Consider the following 25,007-nt stretch of genomic DNA (forward strand, 5'->3'; position numbering starts at 1 on the left):
AACAGAAAATTAATACTTAAGAGAATTAGTTTGTTTAGTTCTATTTGCGCAATCATAGAAACTATTTAATTATTTAATCAATACTTAATAATAACTATCATGAGACATCTTATAATAATTTTAATAGCCTTTCCCTTATTTACATTTGCACAATCTTTTGATTCTTCGAGGTTGGTAGATTCAATTATATCCGAAATTGATCCAAAAGGTCCTGGAGTTGCAATAGGTATAGTCCAAGAGGATAAACTTAGTTTTTCTGTAGCTAAAGGAATGGCAAATTTGGACTATAACCTACCAATATCGAATTCAACTAATTTTAGATTATCTTCCTCCTCCAAGCAATTTACGGCTGCTTGTATTATTCTTTTGGCAGAACAGAAAAGGCTTAAATTAGAAGATGAATTGTCAAAATTTTTTCCAGAATTTTCCGAAAATATTGGAAATGTTACAGTCAGACAACTGTTAAATCATACTTCGGGTATTAGAGATTATATGTCTCTTTTAATGCTTAAAGGATCTAGACAAATGGATTTCTTTAATAGCTTTATTGGAGAGGATCGTGATATTATGGATGTAGTTTCGAATCAGAAGGGACTTTCTTTTGATAGTGGAGTAGAGCATAGTTATTCTAATACTAATTATTGGATTCTGGGTGAAATAGTGGGAAAAATTACAGGAAAATCATTAGGTGATTATGCTAAGGCTAACATCTTTATGCCTTTAAAAATGACAAACACTTCATATGTAGAAAGAACGGGTCAATTGGTTCCTAATAGAGCTGCAGGTTATGTGAGTGAATGTCCTGATTGCCCAAGAGAGGAATATCGTTTTCAAGCAGCTACTGTGGGAGATGGAGGGGTTGTTTCTAGTATTGATGATTTAGTATTATGGGAAAATGAATTTCATAATCAGAATTTGTTTTCCAAGAAATTTTGGTCAATGATGCTAACTAATGGTATGCTAGAAAACGGAAAGGAAATATCCTATGCTTCTGGGTTGATAAAAGGAGAACAAAATGGACAGAAAATGATATCTCATAGTGGTCAAAATCCGGGTTTCAGTTCTGATTTAATTAGATTTCCTGATCATAACTTATCTATAATAATTCTTGCTAATCAAAACTGGTATGATATAAGGTCATATGCTATGCAGATAGCAAATTCTTTTTTTCCTCCTAAGGATAAACCTAAGAAGTCAGCAGAAAATCAAAAATTGAAACCTATAAAATTAACATCTGTAGCATTGGATAAATTCGTTGGAGATTACCGTTTTATAGAAACTAATGAACATAGAACGATAAAAAGAAATCAGAATCAACTTTTTTATGTCCGTAATAATGGTCCTACCAGTAAATTAGTTCCTCTGGGAGAAAACAAGTTAACTTTTGAAGACAGGCCAAATGTAATTTTAACTTTCGATTTTAAAAATATTCAGAAGAAAAATATAGTGTGGAATGATGGTCCAATTACATTACATGCTGAGAGTTATACTAAAACATTATTGGATATTAGTGAGTTGAATCTTTTTAGCCAGAAATACAGAAATGATGAATTAGACCTAGAGTTTAGGTTGAAGATGGAAGATGATCAACTTGTTTTTCCAATTTTTAATCAAAAACTTCCTTTGGAGGCCGTTAAAAAAGATGAATTCAATGCTATGGGAATGTTTACGTTAAGATTTGAAAGAAGTAAAACTGGAAAAATCATAGGTTTTAATCTTGATGCTCCTAGAGCAGCTAATATAGCTTTTACAAAAATAGAGTAGTTACAGGATCATATATTCTTCAGTAAACAAAAAGCTTCTTGTTATAAGAAGCTTTTTGTTTTAAAAATAAATTTAAGGCATACGATCTAGTTTTATCATATATTTCAATTTTAAAAGTGTCGTAAAATTCCCTTTATTTGGCGGTTTTAAGATAGTTTGTAGACATAACCTATAGTAATTTTGATGTAAGTAATCATAAATTAAATGTGGTATGAAGGCAACTAGTATAATCAAACATGAGAAAAACTTTTTTGATACTGGTCGAGACTCAGCTGGAAAAGAATTTTTATTAACTCATAAAGAGGTTCCAATTCAAGGCGCATTGGAGATGATGTCTTATACACAATGTAGACCTAAAAATGGAGACACATCTTTTTATATTCAGGAAAAACATACCAAAAAACAAATAGTATTACATTATACTGCGGGCTATTTGAAAGGGGATGTAGCAGCTTTGTCTAAGCCCAATTACAGGGTCTCTGTGCCTTTTATTATTGCTAGAAATGGCACCATACTTAACTTGTGGTCTTCTGCATATTGGGCGTACCACTTAGGTTCAAAAGCAATAGGAGGAAATACCAAAGGAGGTAAAAGAACCATCGGAATCGAGATGTCTAATATTGGGTTTTTAAAAAGAATTGGAGATCAATTAGTAACCGTATATAATGATACTGATGTGTATTGTCATGTAAGCGAAACTAAGTTTTATAGAAAGTTAGATATACCTTTTCGTGGGGAACAATATTTTGCCACATATACCGCTAAGCAGTATAAAAGTTTACTGGTATTACTTAGGTATTTAACTTCAGAATATGATATTCCTACAACGTTTTTACCAGAGGATAAACGATATGATATAGTGGCAGAAGAAGAGTTGGTAAACTTTAGGGGAATTACATCTCATGTTAATTATAGATCTACTGGTAAATGGGATATAGGTCCTGCTTTTGATTGGGATTTAATTATCAGTGGTTTACTTGGTTTTTAAAGTCGGAAAATTACTAGAATTAGCCGTTTTTGTCATAACAAGATAACGTTGGTTTACTATAATTTTGAATTGGAATAATCCCTATAATAGTTCATAAAAACTCCCTAGACATGAAAAATAAGTATGTGTATTTGATTAAGTTTTGCATATTAATTATGCTATATAGTTGTGCAAGCTATGGTCCGAAAAATAAAGACCTGTCTTTGGTTTTGTCTAAGACCCAGCAAGCTATAAGTGGGTTAGAAGGAAAAATAACTACTACAAATGATAATAATCTAAAAGCAGCTTATAATGAATTGATAGAAAAGAGCGCTACACTATTCCCTGTTTTAGAAAAGTGTAATGATAAATATGCGCTTACTCCAGCGTATGTATCAACTTTAGAAACTACGGAATATACCTTAAGAAATCTAAATGAGCAGTATGAAACAACAACGGATAAAACATTTGTTTTAAAAGCAATATCAAAAGACTATGAAGCCAAACTACAAACCATAAAAAACACAGCACAAAATAATGCCACCACAACTATTAAAGTGATAGTAAACTCAAGTGAAAATGAAGGTTTTTTTGTTTTCGGGAAATTATCTTATGAGCAGGATTTGGATATTAAACGCTTTCGATTTAATCAACCAACACAAAATGCTTCTCTAGATTTTGTCCCTGGATATTATTTGTTTTGGTTAGAAAAAGATGGTTTAATAGGAGAACCAGAACTCCATCTAATTATGAGTAATTCTGGTGAAGAAGAAAAACAGCTAGTATTAAAAACCCCAAAATAAGTATACGATGCTAGTAAATAGATTAAAAGAAGTTTGGAAAGAGATAACATTATTAAGTACCTGGATTGCATCTATTACAGGAGCATTTATTATTCCGCTACCTTCTTGGTATGCTACAGATGATAATACTGCTTTTCTTATGAAATTTGGAGTTTTTATCGCGACTGCATTAGCTGGATTTTTGATTTTATATTCACTAAAGCATAAAATGATAAGAACTTGGATGCGATTATCGCTTCAATTTTTACTAATGTTTGTTGGGATTTATGCGACCTATCATTTTTTTAGAGAGGCAAATACACTTCCATATGTAGATAATGATATTGTGATTGGTAGTGAATTGATAGCGAACAATCCATTTGATACTTTTAAGGAATCTCATGGGTTTTTACCAGAAAGAAAAGAACGCATGTTGATCCTATTAGGAGATCCGGAAAAAGCCTGGACTAAAGATAGTATTGTAAGTAATAGAATTCAATTAATAATAATGCTATTCCTTTGTTACCTATTATCTGCTGGGTTTATTATCTCTTTTTGCAACCTAATTATCCTGTACAAGGAAAAATATAAGATTAAAATTGAAGAAAATTAAAGAATTACTATAAAACAAAATGATATGCAGATAACTAGAAATTCAACTAATAATCAAAACCTAAAGCATAAATTATTGAAACCAGTATTTTTTTCATTTCTAAAATACTTATGTTGATTTATTGATATGTTTTACGATATATTTACGAATAGATTAATTGATAAAAATTTGACCTTGTGAAAAATACTACTACGAGTTTAATCCTGCAGATTGTAGCACTACTTTTTTTAGTGGTTATTGGTTATCTGATCTTTAATTCTAGTTCTAATTGGAAGATACTAACATCAGAACTGAACAAGGCAAAAGAAGAATTAAAGCAATCAAAAGAGATAATTGAAACAACCAAATCCGAATTAGAAAGTTCTAGAAAAGAATTTGAAAAAATGAAGACTCAAAAGGATTTAATTATTCATAAACGAGATTCATTAATACTCTCATTTAAAAGGAAAAATGCGAAAGATTGGTCTGAGTTAGAACGTATCAAAGATTCTATAAAACTTACGAATGATCAATTAGCAAAGGACCGAGCAATATTAAACGGAGTTTTTGGATTAGAACAATAAAAAAATATTTAGCTATTTGTAAATTAACTATCACATGAAAAAAATCACCTTCATCTTTTTATTTCTATTTGCATCAGTATCTTTTTCTCAGGAGATTGATTCTCTTAAGGTAATTGAAATTCCGGAAAGTTATGCTAATTATAAAGGAGAACCTTTTATTGTAAAAAAAGACAGTCTCTATCTATTTAGAACTCCTGATGTATTTTTAGTCAATAAGAAATCTTTTTTAGCCATTAAAAATGTGTATCAAAGTACTTTACAACAAGATAAAATGACCAAAGAATTGATAGAGAAATATTCACAAACATTACGCAGAAATATTGATTTAGAACGTAGTCTGCAAATTAATTTTGCTGCCAGTGATAGCCTAGATCAGAAGGTATATGAAAAGACTCAAGCAACTTTATTAAATACCCAAAAAGCGCTAGATTATACCATAAACAGTCTAGAGAGAGCAACAAATAGTCTTGATATTGTAGATAAGGCTGCCAAGAGACAAAGAAGAAAAGGCGTTTTTGAAAAAATCCTTATCGGTGTTGCGGGTATCGGAGTTGGAATTCTGGTTGGAGTTTCATTATAAAATATAATCATCGGATTTTTATGATATAATTTTAAAGAATTGTTATACAATCTTATAATACCTCATTTAACATTTCATATTAGTTTCTTTAGAGAAATGATGAGTAGTTTTACAGTAAACTGAAAAAATACTAATAGCACCTTTTGTAAATACTTTTTAATGACTTTTTCTAAAGTTTACTTTTTTCAAATCAGACCGTATCAATATAAAACAAGTTTAATAGCTTGTATCATCCTAGGACTTTTTTTATTGCCTAATTCTTTCTATGGGTTTCAGAAATTAGAAAAGGTCGATAGTCTTCGTAATTTAATAAATACTAATAACAAAGAGAATGCAGAAAAGGTGGACTTGCTTAATACTATAGGTTTTGAGTATTGGATTGTAGATGCAAATCAATCTATTAATTTTGGAAAAGAAGCATTGCGCATATCTAAAAAAATTGGATTTACTAAAGGCCAAGCTAGAGCAAACCGAATAATTGGAGTAGCTTATTGGGCGCAAGGACATTTAAATAAAGCTTTGACCTATCTAAATACTTCGTATAAATTATACAATAATATAGAGGATCAAGTAGGGTTAGCAAATACAAAACTCAATATAGGGATGGTATATGCTGATCTCAAAGAATATACAAAAGCACTAATTTTTTATGAAGAAGCGATTAATGAATTCACGGCGTTAGGCTTAAAAGGAAGAATAGCAACTACATTTAGCAAAATAGGAACTATTCTTATAGAGCAACAAAAGGATGAAGAAGCATTAAAATATCTTACCGATGCATTGAGGATGCATACGGATGCTAATTTTACCTATGGGATTGCAGAAGCGCATAATAAATTAGGGATTTTATATCTTCATAAAAACGAAATAGAGCAGGCCTATTATCATATAAGAAAGTCGATGGATCTTGGCAATAAAGTCAATGATATTGATGGATTAACTAATAACCATATAATTCATGGAAGAATTCTAAGATTATCAAACAAACTTGATGAAGCTGCAATAGAAATTCAAAAAGGGTTGACATCTGCAAAAGAGAACAAACTGAAAAAATATGAACTATTTGCATATGAAGAATTAAAGGAAATCAAAAAATTACAGTCTAAACCAGAAGAAGCTTTGGCTTATTATGATAAATTTATTTTTCTTAGAGATTCTCTTTTAAATTTAGAAAAGTCAAAACAAATTGCTTACCTAGAATTCGAGAACCAGTTAGAAGGGAAAGACAAAGAATTAGTAGCACTAAAAGAACAAGAAAAGAAAGATGATTTAATTCAATTGATTTTATTTCTAAGTGTGGTTATTATATCAATTTTTGGAGGTGTTATCTATTTTATAAGTAGGCAACGAACCAAAAAAAGTAAACTATTAGCTTTAAAAAAACGAGAACTTCTAGAGTCGGAACATGCGCTTACTCAAAAAGATTTAGAGAACTTAGCTTTAAAACAGCAAGAGTTGCAACAGCAATTAGATTTTAAGAATAAAGAACTTTCTTCTTATGCGCTTAACTTTATAAAGAAAAATGAAATTGTTGAGCAGTTACAAGAAACTATTCAGAAGATTAAAAAGTCCTCTTCTATAGAAAAACAACAGTTAATTACAGATTTAAATAAGATAATTAAAAAGAATCTAAGTATTGATAAAGACTGGGAGGATTTTAGTCGATTTTTTGAAGATGCACATGAAGGCTTTTATGTGAGGTTAAAATCAAAACATCCAGATTTAAGTTCAAATGATTTAAAAATTTGTAGCTTAATTAGGCTAAATCTTAATATAAAAGAGACTGCTAGTATTTTGGGGATATCTCCTGAGAGCGTAAAAACTGCTAGATATCGTCTTCGAAAAAAAATAGAATTAGATCCTAAACAAGAAATTCTCACCTATTTATTACAATTAGAAGAATAAAAAACATAAATAGCGTAAGATGTTATGTTTTAGGGTCTAAATATTTGAAAATCAAATATTTAAATTTTTGTTGTCTACCTATTGTATCCCTTGTATACATCCTTTTTTTATTTAGGTGCACACATTGTATACGTCTTTTTAATTGCCTTCTTATTAGGGCTTTATAATTTTAGAGTATTCTAAAACCTATTAAATTATACTCTTATGAAACCTAATACCAACTATATTAAAAGTGGTCATGTAAATATTGCTTATCAGGTTTTTGGTTCTGGAACCGTTGATTTGGTATATATTCCTGGATGGATCTCAAATATTGATTATATGTGGGCTTGTCCAGAACTTGTTAGCTTTTTACAAGAATTAGGAAAAATAGCAAGAGTTATTTTATTTGATAAACGAGGAACAGGACTTTCTGATCGTATTGCTACATATCCTACATTAGAGGAAAGAATGGATGATATCAGAGCTGTAATGGATGCTGTTGGATCCAAAAAAGCGGTATTATTTGGGCACTCCGAAGGAGGTTCCGTATCTGCTCTTTTCGCTGCTACTTATCCAGAACGGACCATTTCTTTAGTTTCTTTTGGGATATTTGCTAAAAGAGTTTATAGTTCGGATTATCCATGGGCGCCTACTAATGAGGAACGCCAAGAGGTGTATGATATGATCGAAAATAATTGGGGTAGTGGAGATATGAATCTCGAGGCGCTTGCTCCTTCTAAGGCTAATGATAAAAATTTTATGGATTGGTTAGCTAGTTATTTTAGGTCAGGAGCAAGTCCTGGAGCTGCTATGATGTTGACAAAATTAAATACACAAATTGACATAATAGATATTTTAGGATCCATTAATGTACCTACTCTTATATTACAGCGTACGCACGATATCGATGTAAAGATTGAAGAAGGACGATTTATAGCCGAACGTATTTCGGGAGCAAAATTTGTAGAGTTAGAAGGAAATGATCATCTTTTTTGGGTTGGTGATACGGAACGGGTTCTTCAGGAAATAAGGACATTTGTTTTCGATGTAAAACCTAAACCTGTTTATGAAAAAAAGCTCTATACCTTTATGGTTGGCCATATAAGCACTCCAATAAAACGAGATAATAAGCTACATAAACTCATAAGAGAATGTGTAGCTAGATATGGAGGAAATGTAGCGATATATGATAATGATACATTCACATTAACTTTTGAAGGGCCTAGTACAGCAGTTTATTGTAGTTCAGAATTAATGAAAATTGTTAAGAGCGTCAATGCGCACATATCTATTGGGGTTGATATCAAGGAATGTTCTATAAAAGATTGTATTTGTGAAGAAACTGAGGATTTCGTAACCTTAGTAACTAAACAGAGTGCACCTAATCAAATTATAGTAACTCAGACGGTAAAGAATTTATTAATAGGGGTAAATATGAGTTTTGTACCTTATCAAACAATTTTTAAAACTGAATTAGGGGCTTCCTTATTATTATATAAAGCGACTAAAAATCTTCCTACAGATGTCACTTTGATTGATAAAAATAAATCTCCACAACAAGATTCTTTGTTACAAAAAGTGATTCAAAATATTAATCATCATTTAAGCAATGACTACTATGGTGTAACAATGCTTTGTACGGAAGTGGGTGTTAGTGAACGACAATTGCAGCGTAAACTTAAGGCTAGTACTAATATGTCTCCTAATCAACTAATTTCTTCAATTCGTTTAAATCGAGCAAAGGAATTGATTATTGGTCGACAGAATACCATTGCGGAGATCGCTTTTCAGACTGGATTTTCTAGTCCGTCATATTTTTCTAAACGTTTTAAAAAACAATTTGCTATTAGTCCATCAGAGTTAGTTAGTTAACCGCAGTGATTAAGGAACATTTATTAATCTAGAGTTTATCAAATATTTTAACCTTTAAGATAATATTTATGATACAGTGCTTCTATTATAGTAAGATTTAGTGGTTTTATTAAGTATTCAGGAGCGAAATATTTAGGTTTAAAAACTTGAGAATATTCTTTATTAATTGACGAAGAAAGAATAAATATTTTTGTCTTTACTTTTTTAGAATAAAGTTTTTCAAATCTTTCGAGTAACTCCCAACCATTAATATTGGGCATGTCTATATCTAAAAAAATGATATCTGGTTCAAAAGATTGATCTTTTTCGAATCGCTCAAGTACCGTATTTCCGTTTATAAATTCTTCTATACGTTTAAAACGTTTTGATTTTAACATCAAATATTTGTTGAGGAAATTGGTTGTTTTATTGTCATCAATAAGTACGGTATGATTAATCCTAGACATGACTCCATTTTTTTAGTGAGGGGTAATTTAGATCAGATATCAAGTGAAGTGTGATTTTTCGAGGTTTATTTATTTAGGTATATCGATGAAATAAATACTTTCTCGATAGAATACAACATGTCAATTATTTGTCAATCAATTTTTTAGGAGAATTTATTGTTACAAAGAATGGTTTTACCTTATATATTTTGAGGGAAAATTCCCAAAAAAAACTATTTATTGTCTTTATCTTCATAAACTGATTATTGAACCTTTTTATTGTGCATTTGGTCGAAAAAACAATCACATCATCGATTTTTAAGATAATTTCTGCTAAAACATCCCCTTTGTACTATTTAAAAACGGGCAATATTTATACTGAATTTTCGGATTCATTACATTAACTAACTATTTTGGTATGATTAAAAATTACTTGTGTTTTATTGTATCCTTATTTTTTATTCAAAATAATAAGCGTATTCTCAGAGTATTATCATTTATTTTTATAAGCTTTTTATCCATTACAAATACGAATGCACAAAGTTGTACTTTGAATGCTGGTATTAACCAGACTATTTGTATTAATGATGTAATGCAATTAGATGGTAATAGTCCTGATACCTATGCAGATGGTCCTACTTGGACTCAGATTTCTGGACCAACAGTAGTTATTAGTGACCCTACTATTGATAATCCTGTTATTACAGGTTTTATAGGAGGTAATACATATGGATTTAGATACTCCGCGGAATGTTTTAATGGGGATACTCCTTTTCAGGATGTAACAATTACAGTGCTTCCAATCACAGAAGCTGCTGTAGGGGTTGATATAGCATCGTGTCCAGATACTTCTGGATCTATTGTGATCAATGCAAATACACCAGGTAATGCTGGAGAAACAGGTGTTTGGTCTATTGTAGGTGCTAATAATGCGGGTGTTACTATTTCTGTTCCTACTTCTACGTCTACACCTATACTATTACCAGAAGGCAGTGCTGGGGTTTCTACTCTACGTTGGACAATCACTGGACCTACAGATCCTGGCACAGGAGTGTTTTGTGAGTCTTTTGCTGATTTGACGGTAACGAACTTTGGTGGAGAACAACCAGTGAGTGCTGGTCCAGATATACCCTTAGACAATTGTTATACAGTAAGCCAAACCACTACTATGGATGCCTCCTTTGGAGGAGCTGGTTTTGGCGGTCAGATAGGAACTTGGACATTTCTTAGTGGTCCAACAACACCGACGATTAATGATCCTAATTCGAATACTACAGGAATAGGTAATTTAAGAGAAGGTACCTATACATTTTTATGGGAAGTAGCAGGGCCTTGTTCCACGGGAAGTGACACTATTACTATTACTGTCGATGAAGCGACACAGGATGTAACAGGCGCTACAATTCAAAATAATAATCAAAGATTTTGTGATCCTTCTGTAACGGAAACTACTTTGGTAGGTTCTGTACCTGAAAATACAGATGAAACAGTACTATGGGAACAAATAGATGGAAATCCTCCGGTTACTATTGTGGATCCGACAAGTAGTACAACCCAAGTTACTGGATTAACTTCGCCAAATGCATATCAATTTAGGTATACGATCACAAATACAAATACTAATTGTGATGAAGAAGCAATAGTTAATGTTCGTTACAATGTAAACCCCATAAGTATTGATGTAAATCCTGGGATGGGAGATGATATCATAGGTACTTGCGGGCAAACTTCTTTTGATATTGACTTTAACTTTACTAGTGGAAATATAACAGAATACCAGATTGTTAATGGTCCTCCAGGATCTACAACAGGACCTATATCAGCAGGTAGTAGTCCTGTGACTATTGAAAATTTGGATGTAGAAGGAACATATACGATAGAATTTATAAGAAGAAGAACAGGGAATTTATTTCAGGCTTGTGATGAGGCTAGAGATTTTGTTAATGTTACCGTTTCCTTAATACCTACAATAGCAAATGCAGGATCTGATCAAACTTTTATTTGTGGACAATCAGGAGGTAATTTGGCCGGTAATGCGATTACTACAGGACAATCTGTATGGTCGCAAATATCAGGGCCTAATTCAGCGACAATAGCAGACATCTATGCTCAAAATACAGGAATATCTAGTCTTATTCCCGGAGAGTATGTTTTCAGATATTCAGTAAGTGCAGGGCCGGATTGTACACCTCCATCTTTTTCAGATACAACTATTTTTGTATCACCTTTAGATAATAATCCAGTAGAAGCAGGTGTGGATCAAACAGTTTGTTTTAATGCGCCTGTAACCTTGGCTGCAGATCCTCCTGCAGATAGTCAAACAGGTACATGGTCTTCTCCAGACGGTATCGTATTTTCAGATGTTAATGATCCTAATGCTATTGCCACAGGTTTTGTAAACCCATCTACAAATTATGTACTTACTTGGTCCTTAATAAATGATTTTACTTTTTGTGGACCAGCAGCTACAGATACAGTAACTATAACGACAACAGCTGATGAGTCTCCAACTATTGCCGATGCGGGAGCTGATACTTGTTTGGGAGCCGGAATTACTAATATTACATTGGCAGGTAATCAAGAACAAGCCGATGAGACAGGTACTTGGACAGTAACACCTTTGGCAGGAGTCGTTTTTGCCGACGAAAATCAATTTGATACTGATGTAACATTACCTGGTGATGGTACGTATGTATTTACTTGGACAATTGAATATACCAGTATACCTCCATCTCCAGCTTGTACGGCAACTTCGGATACTGTAGAAATTACTGTAGCAGGCGCTGCCATGGCCGAAGCTGGACCTAATCAGGATGTATGTGCTACCTCATTTACAATGGCTGCCACTGATCCTGCACCTTTAGGAACAGGAACTTGGAGTTTGGTAACAGGTATAGGTGGTTTTACAGTGGATGATATAAATAGTCCAACAGCTACTTTCACTGATCTATTAGATGGTACGTATGTATTTGAATGGGCAGTAGAATATGGAAGCTGTACTACGGCTACCGATCAAGTAACTATTAATGTGGGAATTCCAGTAACACCTGCAGTTATTCAAGGTGGTGATCAAGTAGTTTGTGCTGCTGACAATACCGTAATTACTGCAGACCCTTTAAATAATCCAGTTACCGAAACAGGAACTTGGACAGTGATTTCAGGGCCAAACAATCCAACTATCAATAATCCTAGTAGCAACAGTATAACAGTTACAGATTTGGTAACAGGTTCTTACACCTTTAGATGGACAACTGTAGGAGGATCACCAGTTTGTGATCCTAGATCAGATTTTGATGAAATACAAGTTGATGTATTTGCACCAGCTACTGCAGGCGCAGATCAAGATTTATGTAATGTAAATAGTGTGTTTTTAGAAGCGACAGAAGGAGCAACAGGTACTTGGACTGAAATTACTAGTAATGGATCCGTAATTACACAATCTCCTTCTAATAGTAATAGAGCCAATGCCACGATTACACCTGGTAATACCTATACCTTCAGGTTTACCACAGATTATACGGGACCAGGTGTCATATGTAATAATTCTGATGATGTAGTTATTACAGTTACTGGCGGTCCTAGTGCTATGCCATCTGCCGGTACCAATCGTTTTGTTTGTGAAGATAATAATGATTCCATTACCTTAAATGGAAGTACTCCTCCAGCAGATCCAGGATTAACAGCTACCTGGAGTATTATAGAACAACCTTCAAATACTGCTTCGATACCAGCAGGAGATATCAGTAATCCAAATGCTACTCTTAATGGATTAACGGTACCAGGAGTATATATATTACAATGGAATTATTCAATAGGAAACTGTACAGATGAGTTTAGTATCGTTCGAGTAGAGGTGTTCGAAGCGCCGGGAGCTGCAGAGGCTGGTCCAGATCAACCAAATGCTTGTCAGTTGGATGTTCAAATGGCAGCAACCGCTACTTCTGATAGTAGTAACGGTGTTTGGTCATTTGCGAACCCAGGAGATGACCCATCAGGGGGAGTCGTAACTATAGAAAGTATTAATAACCCAGAAACTAGACTATTAAATGTTCCTGATGATGTCGGCGATGACGGTATTGATGATGTATATGTATTGACTTGGACAGTTTCTAATTCGAATACAGATCCTTTTACAGATCCGGTATCTCCTAATTTATGTGATACACAAGTAGATACTGTTACAATTACTTTTACAGGAGCTCCACCATCTGATGCAGAAGCAGGTCCGGATCAGGATTTTTGTGATGAAACACAAACTTTTATGGATGCTGATCCAATTACAAGTGGTGTTGGTACTTGGACACAAACAGGAGGTCCTGCAGGTCCAACAATTACTGCTCCTAACAATCCTGAAAGTTTGATCATAGATTTAGCTCCTACACCAGTAGGTGATCCTTATATATTCACTTGGACAGTAGTAGGAGGAGGGTGTACCAATGTGGATACCATGGAAATTATTGTCAGATCTAATGCAGCGGTAGCAGAAGCAGGTCCTGACCAAACATTACCAGAGCTTTCCTTGGTTACTTTGGGTGCAACAGCAACAACAATAGGACAAGGGGAGTGGTCACAAGTATCTGGACCCAATACTGCTAATATCAATGATCCACTTGATCCTGGAACTGATGTAACAGGAACGATAGTAGGTACTTATGTTTTTGAATGGACAATAACAAATGGTGACTGTGATCCTGCTACAGATCAAGTAACCATTATAATAACTCCAGTATCTGATTTAGAACTTACAAAATCAGTAGCACCTTCTTCGGTAAACATTGGAGATCAGGTAACATTTACTGTTTCTATTTTTAATAATAATACTACACTCACTAATTCATCAGATGCCAGTGGTGTTAGTGTAGAAGATTTGATACCTCTTGGGTATACTTTGGTACCGGGAACAGTAAGTAATGGAGGAATTTATAATGCAGGAAATCTGTCCATAACTTGGGTAGGATTGGATGTTGCTAGTGGGGATACTTTAAATTTAACGTATGATGTGATTGTAAATTCTTCAGGACCATACGTGAATTCGGCTCAGATTATAGCAAGTGACAGTTTTGATCCGGATAGTGATCCTTCTACCGATAATACTGTCGACGAAAATGGCGATGCTGATCCGGATGATGATGATGAAGACACAGCAAATGTAACCATAATATCAGCAGATTTAAGTTTAGGAAAAACAGTATCGCCGGCTTCAGCTGATGTTGGAGATTCTGTAGTGTTCACGATTACTGTTACTAATGGAGGAGCTAACTCAGCAACTAACGTTGTTGTAGAAGATCAGTTACCGGCAGGATATTCATATCAAAGTGATAATAGTGGAGGTAATTATGCTCCCGGATCTGGAGTTTGGAATGTAGGAACTGTAGCTGTTGGTTCACCCGAGAGTATACAGATTACGGCTTTGGTCAATGCTCCGACAGGTGCAATTGGAGAATACAATAATGTTGCAGAGATTACTGCAAGTGATCAATTAGATCCCGATAGTACCCCTGACAATGATGATGGTAATCAGAGCGAGGATGATGAAGATACTGCGAGTATTCCAACACCAGAAGTATCTGATTTAAGTATTAGTAAGGTAGTAAGTGATCCTACTCCAAATGTGGGAGATACTGTTACTTTTACGATTACATTAAGTAATGCTGGTTCAGATGCGGCTACAAATGTTTCAGTAGCAGATGTTGTACCTGGAGGATATAGCGGAATAAGTAATATTGTCCCTGTTATAGTTCCTGCTGGTAATATTCTTACCTGGACAGGATTAGCGGTGCCAGTGGGTACCGATACAGTTACCTTAAGTTTTGATGCTGTTGTAGATGCTCCAACGGGAGCTGTTGATGAGTATTTGAATCAAGCAGAGATCACGGCAAGTGATCAGTTTGATCCAGATAGTGACCCTACGGCAGGTGATACAGTTGATGATAATGGCGATGGTATTGCTGATGATGATGAGGACACGGCAGTTGTTACTGTTCAATCTTCGGATTTAAGTATTAAGAAAAGTATTGATAATAGCAGTCCAAATGTTGGCGATACAGTTACTTTTAGTTTAGTTGTTAGTAATGCAGGGCCAGATGCAGCTACGGGTGTATCGGTAGAAGATGTATTACCAATAGGGTTTACTTTAGTAGCTGTTAATAACGGTGGTACTCCAGATCTTCCAAATAATACTGCGAATTGGAGTGGATTGAGTATCCCTTCTAATAATGGTAGTATTACTTTAACTTATACAGCTACAGTGAATGCACCAACCGGAGCTGCAGGAGAATATACGAATGCTGCTCAGATCACGGCAAGTGATCAGTTTGATCCAGATAGTGATCCTACGGCAGATGATACAGTTGATGATAATGGAGACGGTATTGCGGATGATGATGAGGATAGTATTACGATTCCACCACAACAGGCAGATTTAAGTATTAGTAAAGGATTGCAAAGTGGGAGTGCTACGCCTAATATAGGAGATACATTAGTATTTGAATTAACGATTACCAATGATGGTAGTAGTAATGCTACAGGAGTTGCAGTAGAAGATGTCTTACCTATTGGATTAACATTAGGTACAGTTAATAATACAGGTACAGCCGATATTCCTAATAACACTGCTACTTGGACAAATTTATTTGTACCTACAAATAGTTCGATTACAGTAACCTATACTGCTACAGTTAATGCCCCCACAGGAGCAGCCAATGAATATTTAAATACCACACAGATTACTGCAAGTGATCAGTTTGATCCAGATAGTGACCCTACGGCAGATGATACAGTTGATGATAATGGAGATGGAGTAGCAGATGATGATGAAGATACATTTGTGATCACTCCCACTGCAGCAGATTTATCATTAGTAAAGAGTTTTGTAGATGGTAATGGAGCTCCGGTGAATGTAGGAGATGTTTTAACTTTTAGTTTGGCGATTAACAATAGTGTTGGTTCGGATACAGCAACTAATGTAAGTATCGAAGATGTATTACCTATAGGATATAGTATTGTACCAGGCAGTATTAGCGATGGCGGAGTTTATAATGCAGGAGCTACGACGATTAATTGGGATATTTTGTCCATAGCTGGTAATAGCACAACAACTTTGACCTACGATGTTACGGTTAATGCACCAACAGGCGCAGCCGGTGAGTACACGAATTTAGCTCAGATCACTGGTAGTGATCAGTTTGATCCAGATAGTGATCCAGATAGTGATGAGACAGTAGATGATTTAGGTGATGGTATTGCGGATGATGATGAGGATACAGAGACCGTAGTTCCAGCTCAGGCAGATTTAGAGATTGCTAAAGGAGTTCAGAATGCAGGAACCGTATTACCTCCAAATGTAGGAGATGTAATTACATTTGAAATCACATTGACAAATAATGGTCCTAGTGAAGCTACGGGTGTTGAAATACAAGATCTTGTACCTGCTGGGTATACGATTGTAGGAGGAACTATTGATAATGGAGGAGTTGCTACTGGTAATCAAATCGATTGGACAACTCTTACTATTCCAGATCCAACGGCTATTCCTGCAGGTAGTAATGTTATTACATTAAGTTATGATGTTACAGTTAATGCCCCAACGGGAGCAACGGGAGAATATTTAAATATAGCAGAAGTAACAGCAAGTGATCAATTTGATCCAGATAGTACACCTGACAATGATGATGGCAATCAGAGCGAGGATGATGAGGATAATTTTGAAGTTACTCCACAGACTTCTGATTTAAGTATTAGTAAGGTAGTAAGTGATCCTACTCCAAATGTGGGAGATACTGTTACTTTTACGATTACATTAAGTAATGCTGGTTCAGATGCGGCTACAAATGTTTCAGTAGCAGATGTTGTACCTGGAGGATATAGCGGAATAAGTAATATTGTCCCTGTTATAGTTCCTGCTGGTAATATTCTTACCTGGACAGGATTAGCGGTGCCAGTGGGTACCGATACAGTTACCTTAAGTTTTGATGCTGTTGTAGATGCTCCAACGGGAGCTGTTGATGAGTATTTGAATCAAGCAGAGATCACTGCAAGTGATCAGTTTGATCCAGATAGTGACCCTACGGCAGATGATACAGTTGATGATAATGGCGATGGTATTGCTGATGATGATGAGGACACGGCAGTTGTTACTGTTCAATCTTCGGATTTAAGTATTAAGAAAAGTATTGATAATAGCAGTCCAAATGTTGGCGATACAGTTACTTTTAGTTTAGTTGTTAGTAATGCAGGTCCAGATGCAGCTACGGGTGTATCGGTAGAAGATGTATTACCAATAGGGTTTACTTTAGTAGCTGTTAATAACGGTGGTACTCCAGATCTTCCAAATAACACTGCGAATTGGAGTGGCTTAAGTATCCCTTCTAATAATGGAAGTATTACCTTAACTTATACAGCAACTGTTGAAGCACCAACAGGTGCGGCAGGGGAATATACAAATGCTGCACAGATCACGGATAGTGATCAGTTTGATCCGGATAGTGATCCTACGGCAGATGATACAGTTGATGATAATGGAGACGGTATTGCGGATGATGATGAGGATAGTATTACGATTCCACCACAACAGGCAGATTTAAGTATTAGTAAAGGATTGCAAAGTGGGAGTGCTACGCCTAATATAGGAGATACATTAGTATTTGAATTAACGATTACCAATGATGGTAGTAGTAATGCTACAGGAGTTTCAGTAGAAGATGTACTACCTATTGGATTAACATTAGGTACAGTTAATAATACAGGTACAGCCGATATTCCTAATAACACTGCTACTTGGACAAATTTATTTGTACCTACAAATAGTTCGATTACAGTAACCTATACTGCTACAGTTAATGCCCCCACAGGAGCAGCCAATGAATATTTAAATACCACACAGATTACTGCAAGTGATCAGTTTGATCCAGATAGTGACCCTACGGCAGATGATACAGTTGATGATAATGGAGATGGAATAGCAGATGATGATGAAGATACATTTGTGATCACTCCCACTGCAGCAGATTTATCATTAGTAAAGAGTTTTGTAGATGGTAATGGAGCTCCGGTGAATGTAGGAGATGTATTGACCTTTAGCTTGGCGATTAACAATAGTGTTGGTTCGGATACAGCAACTAATATAAGTATCGAAGATGTATTACCTATAGGATATAGTATTGTACCAGGCAGTATTAGCGATGGCGGAGTTTATAATGCAGGAGCTACGACGATTAATTGGGATATTTTGTCCATAGCTGGTAATAGCACAACAACTTTGACCTACGATGTTACGGTTAATGCACCAACAGGCGCAGCCGGTGAGTACACGAATTTAGCTCAGATCACTGGTAGTGATCAGTTTGATCCAGATAGTGATCCAGATAGTGATGAGACAGTAGATGATCTAGGTGATGGTATTGCGGATGATGATGAGGATACAGAGACCGTAGTTCCAGCTCAGGCAGATTTAGAGATTGCTAAAGGAGTTCAGAATGCAGGAACCGTATTACCTCCAAATGTTGGAGATGTAATTACTTTTGAAATCACATTGACAAATAATGGTCCTAGTGCAGCTACGGGTGTTGAAATACAAGATCTTGTACCTGCTGGGTATACGATTGTAGGAGGAACTATTGATAATGGAGGAGTTGCTACTGGTAATCAAATCGATTGGACAACTCTTACTATTCCAGATCCAACGGCTATTCCTGCAGGTAGTAATGTTATTACATTAAGTTATGATGTTACAGTTAATGCCCCAACGGGAGCAACGGGAGAATATTTAAATATAGCAGAAGTAACAGCAAGTGATCAATTTGATCCAGATAGTACACCTGACAATGATGATGGCAATCAGAGCGAGGATGATGAGGATAATTTTGAAGTTACTCCACAGACTTCTGATTTAAGTATTAGTAAGGTAGTAAGTGATCCTACTCCAAATGTGGGAGATACTGTTACTTTTACGATTACATTAAGTAATGCTGGTTCAGATGCGGCTACAAATGTTTCGGTAGCAGATGTTGTACCTGGAGGATATAGCGGAATAAGTAATATTGTCCCTGTTATAGTTCCTGCTGGTAATATTCTTACCTGGACAGGATTAGCGGTGCCAGTGGGTACCGATACAGTTACCTTAAGTTTTGATGCTGTTGTAGATGCTCCAACGGGAGCTGTTGATGAGTATTTGAATCAAGCAGAGATCACTGCAAGTGATCAGTTTGATCCAGATAGTGACCCTACGGCAGATGATACAGTTGATGATAATGGCGATGGTATTGCTGATGATGATGAGGACACGGCAGTTGTTACTGTTCAATCTTCGGATTTAAGTATTAAGAAAAGTATTGATAATAGCAGTCCAAATGTTGGCGATACAGTTACTTTTAGTTTAGTTGTTAGTAATGCAGGTCCAGATGCAGCTACGGGTGTATCGGTAGAAGATGTATTACCAATAGGGTTTACTTTAGTAGCTGTTAATAACGGTGGTACTCCAGATCTTCCAAATAATACTGCGAATTGGAGTGGATTAAGTATCCCTTCTAATAATGGAAGTATTACCTTAACTTATACAGCAACTGTTGAAGCACCAACAGGTGCGGCAGGGGAATATACAAATGCTGCACAGATCACTGCAAGTGATCAGTTTGATCCGGATAGTGATCCTACGGCAGATGATACAGTTGATGATAATGGAGACGGTATTGCGGATGATGATGAGGATAGTATTACGATTCCACCACAACAGGCAGATTTAAGTATTAGTAAAGGATTGCAAAGTGGGAGTGCTACGCCTAATATAGGAGATACATTAGTATTTGAATTAACGATTACCAATGATGGTACAAGTAATGCTACCGGAGTTGCAGTAGAAGATGTACTACCTATCGGATTAACATTAGGTACAGTTAACGATACAGGTACAGCCGATATTCCTAATAACACTGCTACTTGGACAAATTTATTTGTACCTACAAATAGTTCGATTACAGTAACCTATACTGCTACAGTTAATGCCCCCACAGGAGCAGCCAATGAATATTTAAATACCACACAGATTACTGCAAGTGATCAGTTTGATCCAGATAGTGACCCTACGGCAGATGATACAGTTGATGATAATGGAGATGGAATAGCGGATGATGATGAAGATACATTTGTGATCACTCCCACTGCAGCAGATTTATCATTAGTAAAGAGTTTTGTAGATGGTAATGGAGCTCCGGTGAATGTAGGAGATGTTTTAACTTTTAGTTTGGCGATTAACAATAGTGTTGGTTCGGATACAGCAACTAATATAAGTATCGAAGATGTATTACCTATAGGATATAGTATTGTACCAGGCAGTATTAGCGATGGCGGAGTTTATAATGCAGGAGCTACGACGATTAATTGGGATATTTTGTCCATAGCTGGTAATAGCACAACAACTTTGACCTACGATGTTACGGTTAATGCACCAACAGGCGCAGCCGGTGAGTACACGAATTTAGCTCAGATCACTGGTAGTGATCAGTTTGATCCAGATAGTGATCCAGATAGTGATGAGACAGTAGATGATCTAGGTGATGGTATTGCGGATGATGATGAGGATACAGAGACCGTAGTTCCAGCTCAGGCAGATTTAGAGATTGCTAAAGGAGTTCAGAATGCAGGAACCGTATTACCTCCAAATGTTGGAGATGTAATTACATTTGAAATTACATTGACTAATAATGGTACAGATGATGCTACAGGTATTGCTGTAGAAGACATTATACCTTCTGGATACACCAATATTACTAACATTAGTAATGGCGGTGGATTGACAGGTAATATGATTAACTGGAGTGGTTTATCATTAACAGCCGCTGCAGGTACACTTACTTTAACCTATGATGTTGAAGTATTGGCGCCAACCGGTGTTGCAGGAGAATACAATAATGTTGTAGAAGTAACAGCGAGTGATCAATTTGATCCCGATAGTACCCCTGACAATGATGATGGTAATCAGAGCGAGGATGATGAGGATAATTTTGAAGTTACTCCACAGACATCAGATTTAAGTATCAATAAGGTAGTAAGTGATCCTACTCCAAATGTGGGAGATACAGTTACTTTCACTTTAACTATTACTAATGATGGGCCAAGTGATGCTACAGGAGTATCCGTTGCAGATATTGTGCCTGGAGGATATAGTGGTATTACTAGTATTAGTTCTGGAGGTATTGTTACAGGTAGCACAATAGATTGGACAGGTCTATCAGTAACAACTACTGTACCTTTAATACTTACATTCGAAGCTATTGTAGATGCTCCAACGGGAGCTGTTGATGAGTATCTAAATCAAGCAGAGATCACCGCAAGTGATCAGTTTGATCCAGATAGTGATCCTAGCTCGGATAGTACAGTTGATGATAATGGTGATGGTATTGCTGATGATGATGAAGATACGGCTGTAGTTGTGCCACAGAGTTCAGATTTAAGTATTATAAAGAGTATTAGTGATTCTAGTCCAAATGTGGGAGATGTAGTTGTATTTACTTTAGAGATTAGCAATGCTGGTCCAGATGCTGCTACGGGTGTATCGGTAGAAGATGTATTACCAATTGGGTTTACTCTAGTAGCTGTTAATAATGGAGGTACAGCAGACATTCCAAATAACACTGCGAATTGGAGTGGATTGAGTATTCCTACTAATAATGGTAGTATTACCTTAACCTATACAGCAACTGTTGAAGCTCCAACCGGAGCTGCAGGAGAATATACGAATGCTGCACAGATTACGGCAAGTGATCAGTTTGATCCAGATAGTGATCCTAACTCAGATGATACAGTTGATGATAATGGAGATGGAATTGCTGATGATGATGAGGACAGTATTACGATTCCACCAGCTCAGGCAGATTTATCCTTGACCAAAGTAGTAGTTGATGGAGATACAACTCCATTAATAGGTTCTGAGATTACTTTCCAAATTAGAGTATTTAATGATGGTCCACAAGACGCTACTGGGGTAGAAGTAACAGATTTACTACCATCCGGATATGACTTTATATTATTCAGTTCCACAGTAGGTGATTATGACGAAAATACCGGAGTTTGGACAGTAGGTAACATTGCTAGTGGAACATCAGAAACATTATTGATAGATGTGTTAGTTAATGCTACAGGAGATTATCTAAATGTTACCGAAGTTACTGCTTCAGATGTTTTTGATATGGACTCTGTTCCGAATAATGATGATGGTGATCAAGATGAAGATGATGAAGATAATGCAATTGTTACTCCAATAGAATCAGTTTCTGATTTATCGCTTACTAAAGCCGTAGTTGATGGAGATACAACACCATTAATTGGTTCTGAGATTACGTTCCAAATAACGGTTACTAATGATGGTCCACAGGATGCAACAGGTGTAGAAGTGACAGATTTGCTTCCTTCTGGATATGATTTTGTCTTGTTTAGTTCTACAGTAGGAGGATATGATCAAAGTACTGGAATTTGGACAGTAGGTAATATTGCTAGTGGAACATCCGAAACATTATTAATAGATGTATTGGTAAATGCTACAGGAGATTATCTAAATATAGCGCAAGTTACCGCATCAGATATTTTAGATCTAGATTCGAGTCCTAATAATGATGATGGAGATCAAAGTGAAGATGATGAAGACAGTGAGATTGTTATTCCAGTAGAGTCTATAGCTGATTTATCTTTAGCAAAAACTGTTGTTGATGGAGATACAATGCCGTTGGTTGGAACAGAAATTACGTTCCAAATAACGGTAACGAATGATGGTCCACAAGATGCAACAGGTGTTGAAATATTAGATTTACTACCTTCAGGATTTGATTTTGTACTCTTTAGTTCTTCAACCGGAAGTTATGATGAGAATACAGGAATTTGGAATGTAGGTAATATCGCTAGTGGAACATCCGAAACATTGTTAATTGATGTATTAGTGAATGCCACAGGAGATTATTTAAATGTAGCAGAAGTTTCTGCATCAGATGTAACAGATCCTGATTCTGGACCAGGTAACGATGATGGAGATCAGAGCGAAGATGATGAGGATAATCAATTAATTACTCCTGTAGATGCGATTGCTGATTTGTCATTAGAAAAAACAGTCGTAGACGATGATATTACACCAAATGTTGGTGATGAGATCACTTTCCAAATAACTGTAACTAATAATGGTCCCGATGTAGCTACGAATGTTGAAGTAGTAGATCAATTACCACCTGGATTTGATTTTATACTTTTCAGTGCGACGTCTGGGACATATGATGAAGTTACAGGAATCTGGAATGTTGGTACAGTGCCGAATGGAAGTACACAAACATTATTTATAGATGTATTGGTAAATACTCCTTCTGGAACTTCTGATGAATATATTAATGAGGCAGAGATTACTGCGAGTGATCAATTGGACCCTAATAGTGTGCCAGGTAATGATGATATTACAGAGGATGACCAAGATAATATTCAGGTATTTGTAGAGCAAGCAGATCTGAGTCTTACCAAGTCAGTTAGTAATGTAAACGCCAATGTTGGTGAGGTTGTTACGTTTACATTACAAATAGATAATATAGGACCTGATACAGCAACAGGAGTCGGTGCTCAGGATATATTACCTATTGGTTATAGTAATATTTCTAATATTAGTAACGGAGGTTTATTAACAGGTAATATTATTGATTGGTCAGGTTTAACTATAACAACTGCTGGATTAACATTAACATACGAGGCAACCGTTAATATGCCAACATTAGAAGATGGAGAGTATATTAATATCGCTCAGATTACTGTGAGTGATCAGTTTGATCCTAATAGTGATCCTAATAATGATGATGGAGATCAAAGCGAGGATGATGAAGACAATGCATTTATTGAGACACCTGTAGCAGATATACAAGTTATCAAAACGGTTAGTAATGGAAACCCTGCAATAGGTGATATCATAACTTTTACAATTACCGCTAATAATCTAGGTTCTTTGGATGCTACTACAGTAGAAATATTAGATCAGTTACCTACTGGATATGAGTTTGAATCATTTACTGCTACATCTGGAGATTATAGTGCTGTATCTGGTATATGGTCTGTTCCACTAGTAGCAGGTAATACTTCCGAAGTATTAGAAATTACTGTAGAGGTATTGGATATTGATGATTATCTGAATATTGCTTCTTTAACGTCATTAGATCAAATTGATGGAAATTCTGATAATGATGAAGATCAGGTTACAATTGAAACTATTTGTTTGACTGTGTTTAATGAGTTTTCACCAAATAATGATGGTGTAAATGATCAATTCTATATCGATTGTATAGATAGATATCCAAACAATAAACTGACCATATATAACAGATGGGGAAATATCGTATATCAAAAAGATGGATATGATAACACATTTGATGGAACATCAAACGGTAGAGCCGTTTTATATACGGAGGATAAACTTCCAGTAGGAACTTATTACTACATTCTAGATTTAGGAGACGGTAATGAGCCAAAAGCTGGATGGTTATATATCAATAGATAAAAAACCTACCGATGAAAAAGAACAGTAAAATAGAAAATCTACT

10 protein-coding genes are annotated in these 25,007 nt (G+C 35.5%); 9 read left to right on the forward strand and 1 reads right to left on the reverse strand.

All coding sequences use genetic code 11. From position 1 onward, the window contains the following. Positions 1-99: 99 nt before the first annotated feature. The 8 genes from D1815_RS19975 to D1815_RS20010 all read left to right on the forward strand — a co-directional run bounded on the left by D1815_RS19975 (position 100) and on the right by D1815_RS20010 (position 9,028). Complete coding sequence (locus D1815_RS19975; RefSeq protein WP_118389017.1) at positions 100-1,764, forward strand: serine hydrolase; 1,665 nt, start codon at positions 100-102, stop codon at positions 1,762-1,764. Positions 1,765-1,975: 211 nt separating this feature from the next. Continuing rightward, on the forward strand, positions 1,976-2,752 hold the full coding sequence (locus tag D1815_RS19980; RefSeq protein ID WP_118389018.1) for an N-acetylmuramoyl-L-alanine amidase: 777 nt from the start codon (positions 1,976-1,978) through the stop codon (positions 2,750-2,752). A gap of 110 nt (positions 2,753-2,862) precedes the next feature. Further along, on the forward strand, positions 2,863-3,534 hold the full coding sequence (locus D1815_RS19985; protein WP_118389019.1) for a hypothetical protein: 672 nt from the start codon (positions 2,863-2,865) through the stop codon (positions 3,532-3,534). Positions 3,535-3,541: 7 nt separating this feature from the next. Continuing rightward, positions 3,542-4,126 carry a hypothetical protein gene (locus D1815_RS19990; protein WP_027394131.1) on the forward strand — a complete coding sequence of 195 codons (585 nt, stop codon included), beginning with the start codon at positions 3,542-3,544 and terminating at the stop codon, positions 4,124-4,126. Positions 4,127-4,302: 176 nt separating this feature from the next. Further along, the gene (locus D1815_RS19995) at positions 4,303-4,689 is read left to right on the forward strand and encodes a hypothetical protein (RefSeq protein WP_027394132.1); all 387 of its coding nucleotides are present in this window, start codon (positions 4,303-4,305) and stop codon (positions 4,687-4,689) included. 34 nt (positions 4,690-4,723) lie between these two features. Continuing rightward, positions 4,724-5,269, forward strand: a complete 546-nt coding sequence (locus D1815_RS20000; protein ID WP_118389020.1) for a hypothetical protein — start codon at positions 4,724-4,726, stop codon at positions 5,267-5,269. A 159-nt stretch (positions 5,270-5,428) separates the two neighbouring features. Continuing rightward, positions 5,429-7,174 carry a tetratricopeptide repeat protein gene (locus D1815_RS20005; protein ID WP_027394134.1) on the forward strand — a complete coding sequence of 582 codons (1,746 nt, stop codon included), beginning with the start codon at positions 5,429-5,431 and terminating at the stop codon, positions 7,172-7,174. Positions 7,175-7,378: 204 nt separating this feature from the next. Beyond that, entirely contained in the window at positions 7,379-9,028 is a 1,650-nt protein-coding gene (locus D1815_RS20010; RefSeq protein WP_118389021.1) for an alpha/beta fold hydrolase, read from the forward strand. A gap of 47 nt (positions 9,029-9,075) precedes the next feature. On the opposite strand, the gene D1815_RS20015 is transcribed toward D1815_RS20010, so the two are convergent. Beyond that, entirely contained in the window at positions 9,076-9,474 is a 399-nt protein-coding gene (locus tag D1815_RS20015; RefSeq protein WP_051336209.1) for a two-component system response regulator, read from the reverse strand. 397 nt (positions 9,475-9,871) lie between these two features. On the opposite strand from D1815_RS20015, the gene D1815_RS20020 reads away from it, so the two are divergent. Then, the gene (locus D1815_RS20020; protein ID WP_118389022.1) at positions 9,872-24,964 is read left to right on the forward strand and encodes a gliding motility-associated C-terminal domain-containing protein; all 15,093 of its coding nucleotides are present in this window, start codon (positions 9,872-9,874) and stop codon (positions 24,962-24,964) included. Positions 24,965-25,007: the final 43 nt, after the last annotated feature.

It is taken from the genome of Aquimarina sp. AD1 (genome assembly GCF_003443695.1).
In the GTDB taxonomy this organism is placed as follows: domain Bacteria; phylum Bacteroidota; class Bacteroidia; order Flavobacteriales; family Flavobacteriaceae; genus Aquimarina; species Aquimarina latercula.

Bases quoted from the DNA above. Each gene is read 5' to 3' on its own strand.
- D1815_RS19975 (WP_118389017.1), top strand. From the start codon at position 100: ATGAGACATCTTATAATAATTTTAATAGCCTTTCCCTTATTTACATTT.
- D1815_RS19980 (WP_118389018.1), top strand. From the start codon at position 1,976: ATGAAGGCAACTAGTATAATCAAACATGAGAAAAACTTTTTTGATACT.
- D1815_RS19985 (WP_118389019.1), top strand. From the start codon at position 2,863: ATGAAAAATAAGTATGTGTATTTGATTAAGTTTTGCATATTAATTATG.
- D1815_RS19990 (WP_027394131.1), top strand. From the start codon at position 3,542: ATGCTAGTAAATAGATTAAAAGAAGTTTGGAAAGAGATAACATTATTA.
- D1815_RS20000 (WP_118389020.1), top strand. From the start codon at position 4,724: ATGAAAAAAATCACCTTCATCTTTTTATTTCTATTTGCATCAGTATCT.
- D1815_RS20005 (WP_027394134.1), top strand. From the start codon at position 5,429: ATGACTTTTTCTAAAGTTTACTTTTTTCAAATCAGACCGTATCAATAT.
- D1815_RS20010 (WP_118389021.1), top strand. From the start codon at position 7,379: ATGAAACCTAATACCAACTATATTAAAAGTGGTCATGTAAATATTGCT.
- D1815_RS20015 (WP_051336209.1), bottom strand. From the start codon at position 9,474: ATGTCTAGGATTAATCATACCGTACTTATTGATGACAATAAAACAACC.
- D1815_RS20020 (WP_118389022.1), top strand. From the start codon at position 9,872: ATGATTAAAAATTACTTGTGTTTTATTGTATCCTTATTTTTTATTCAA.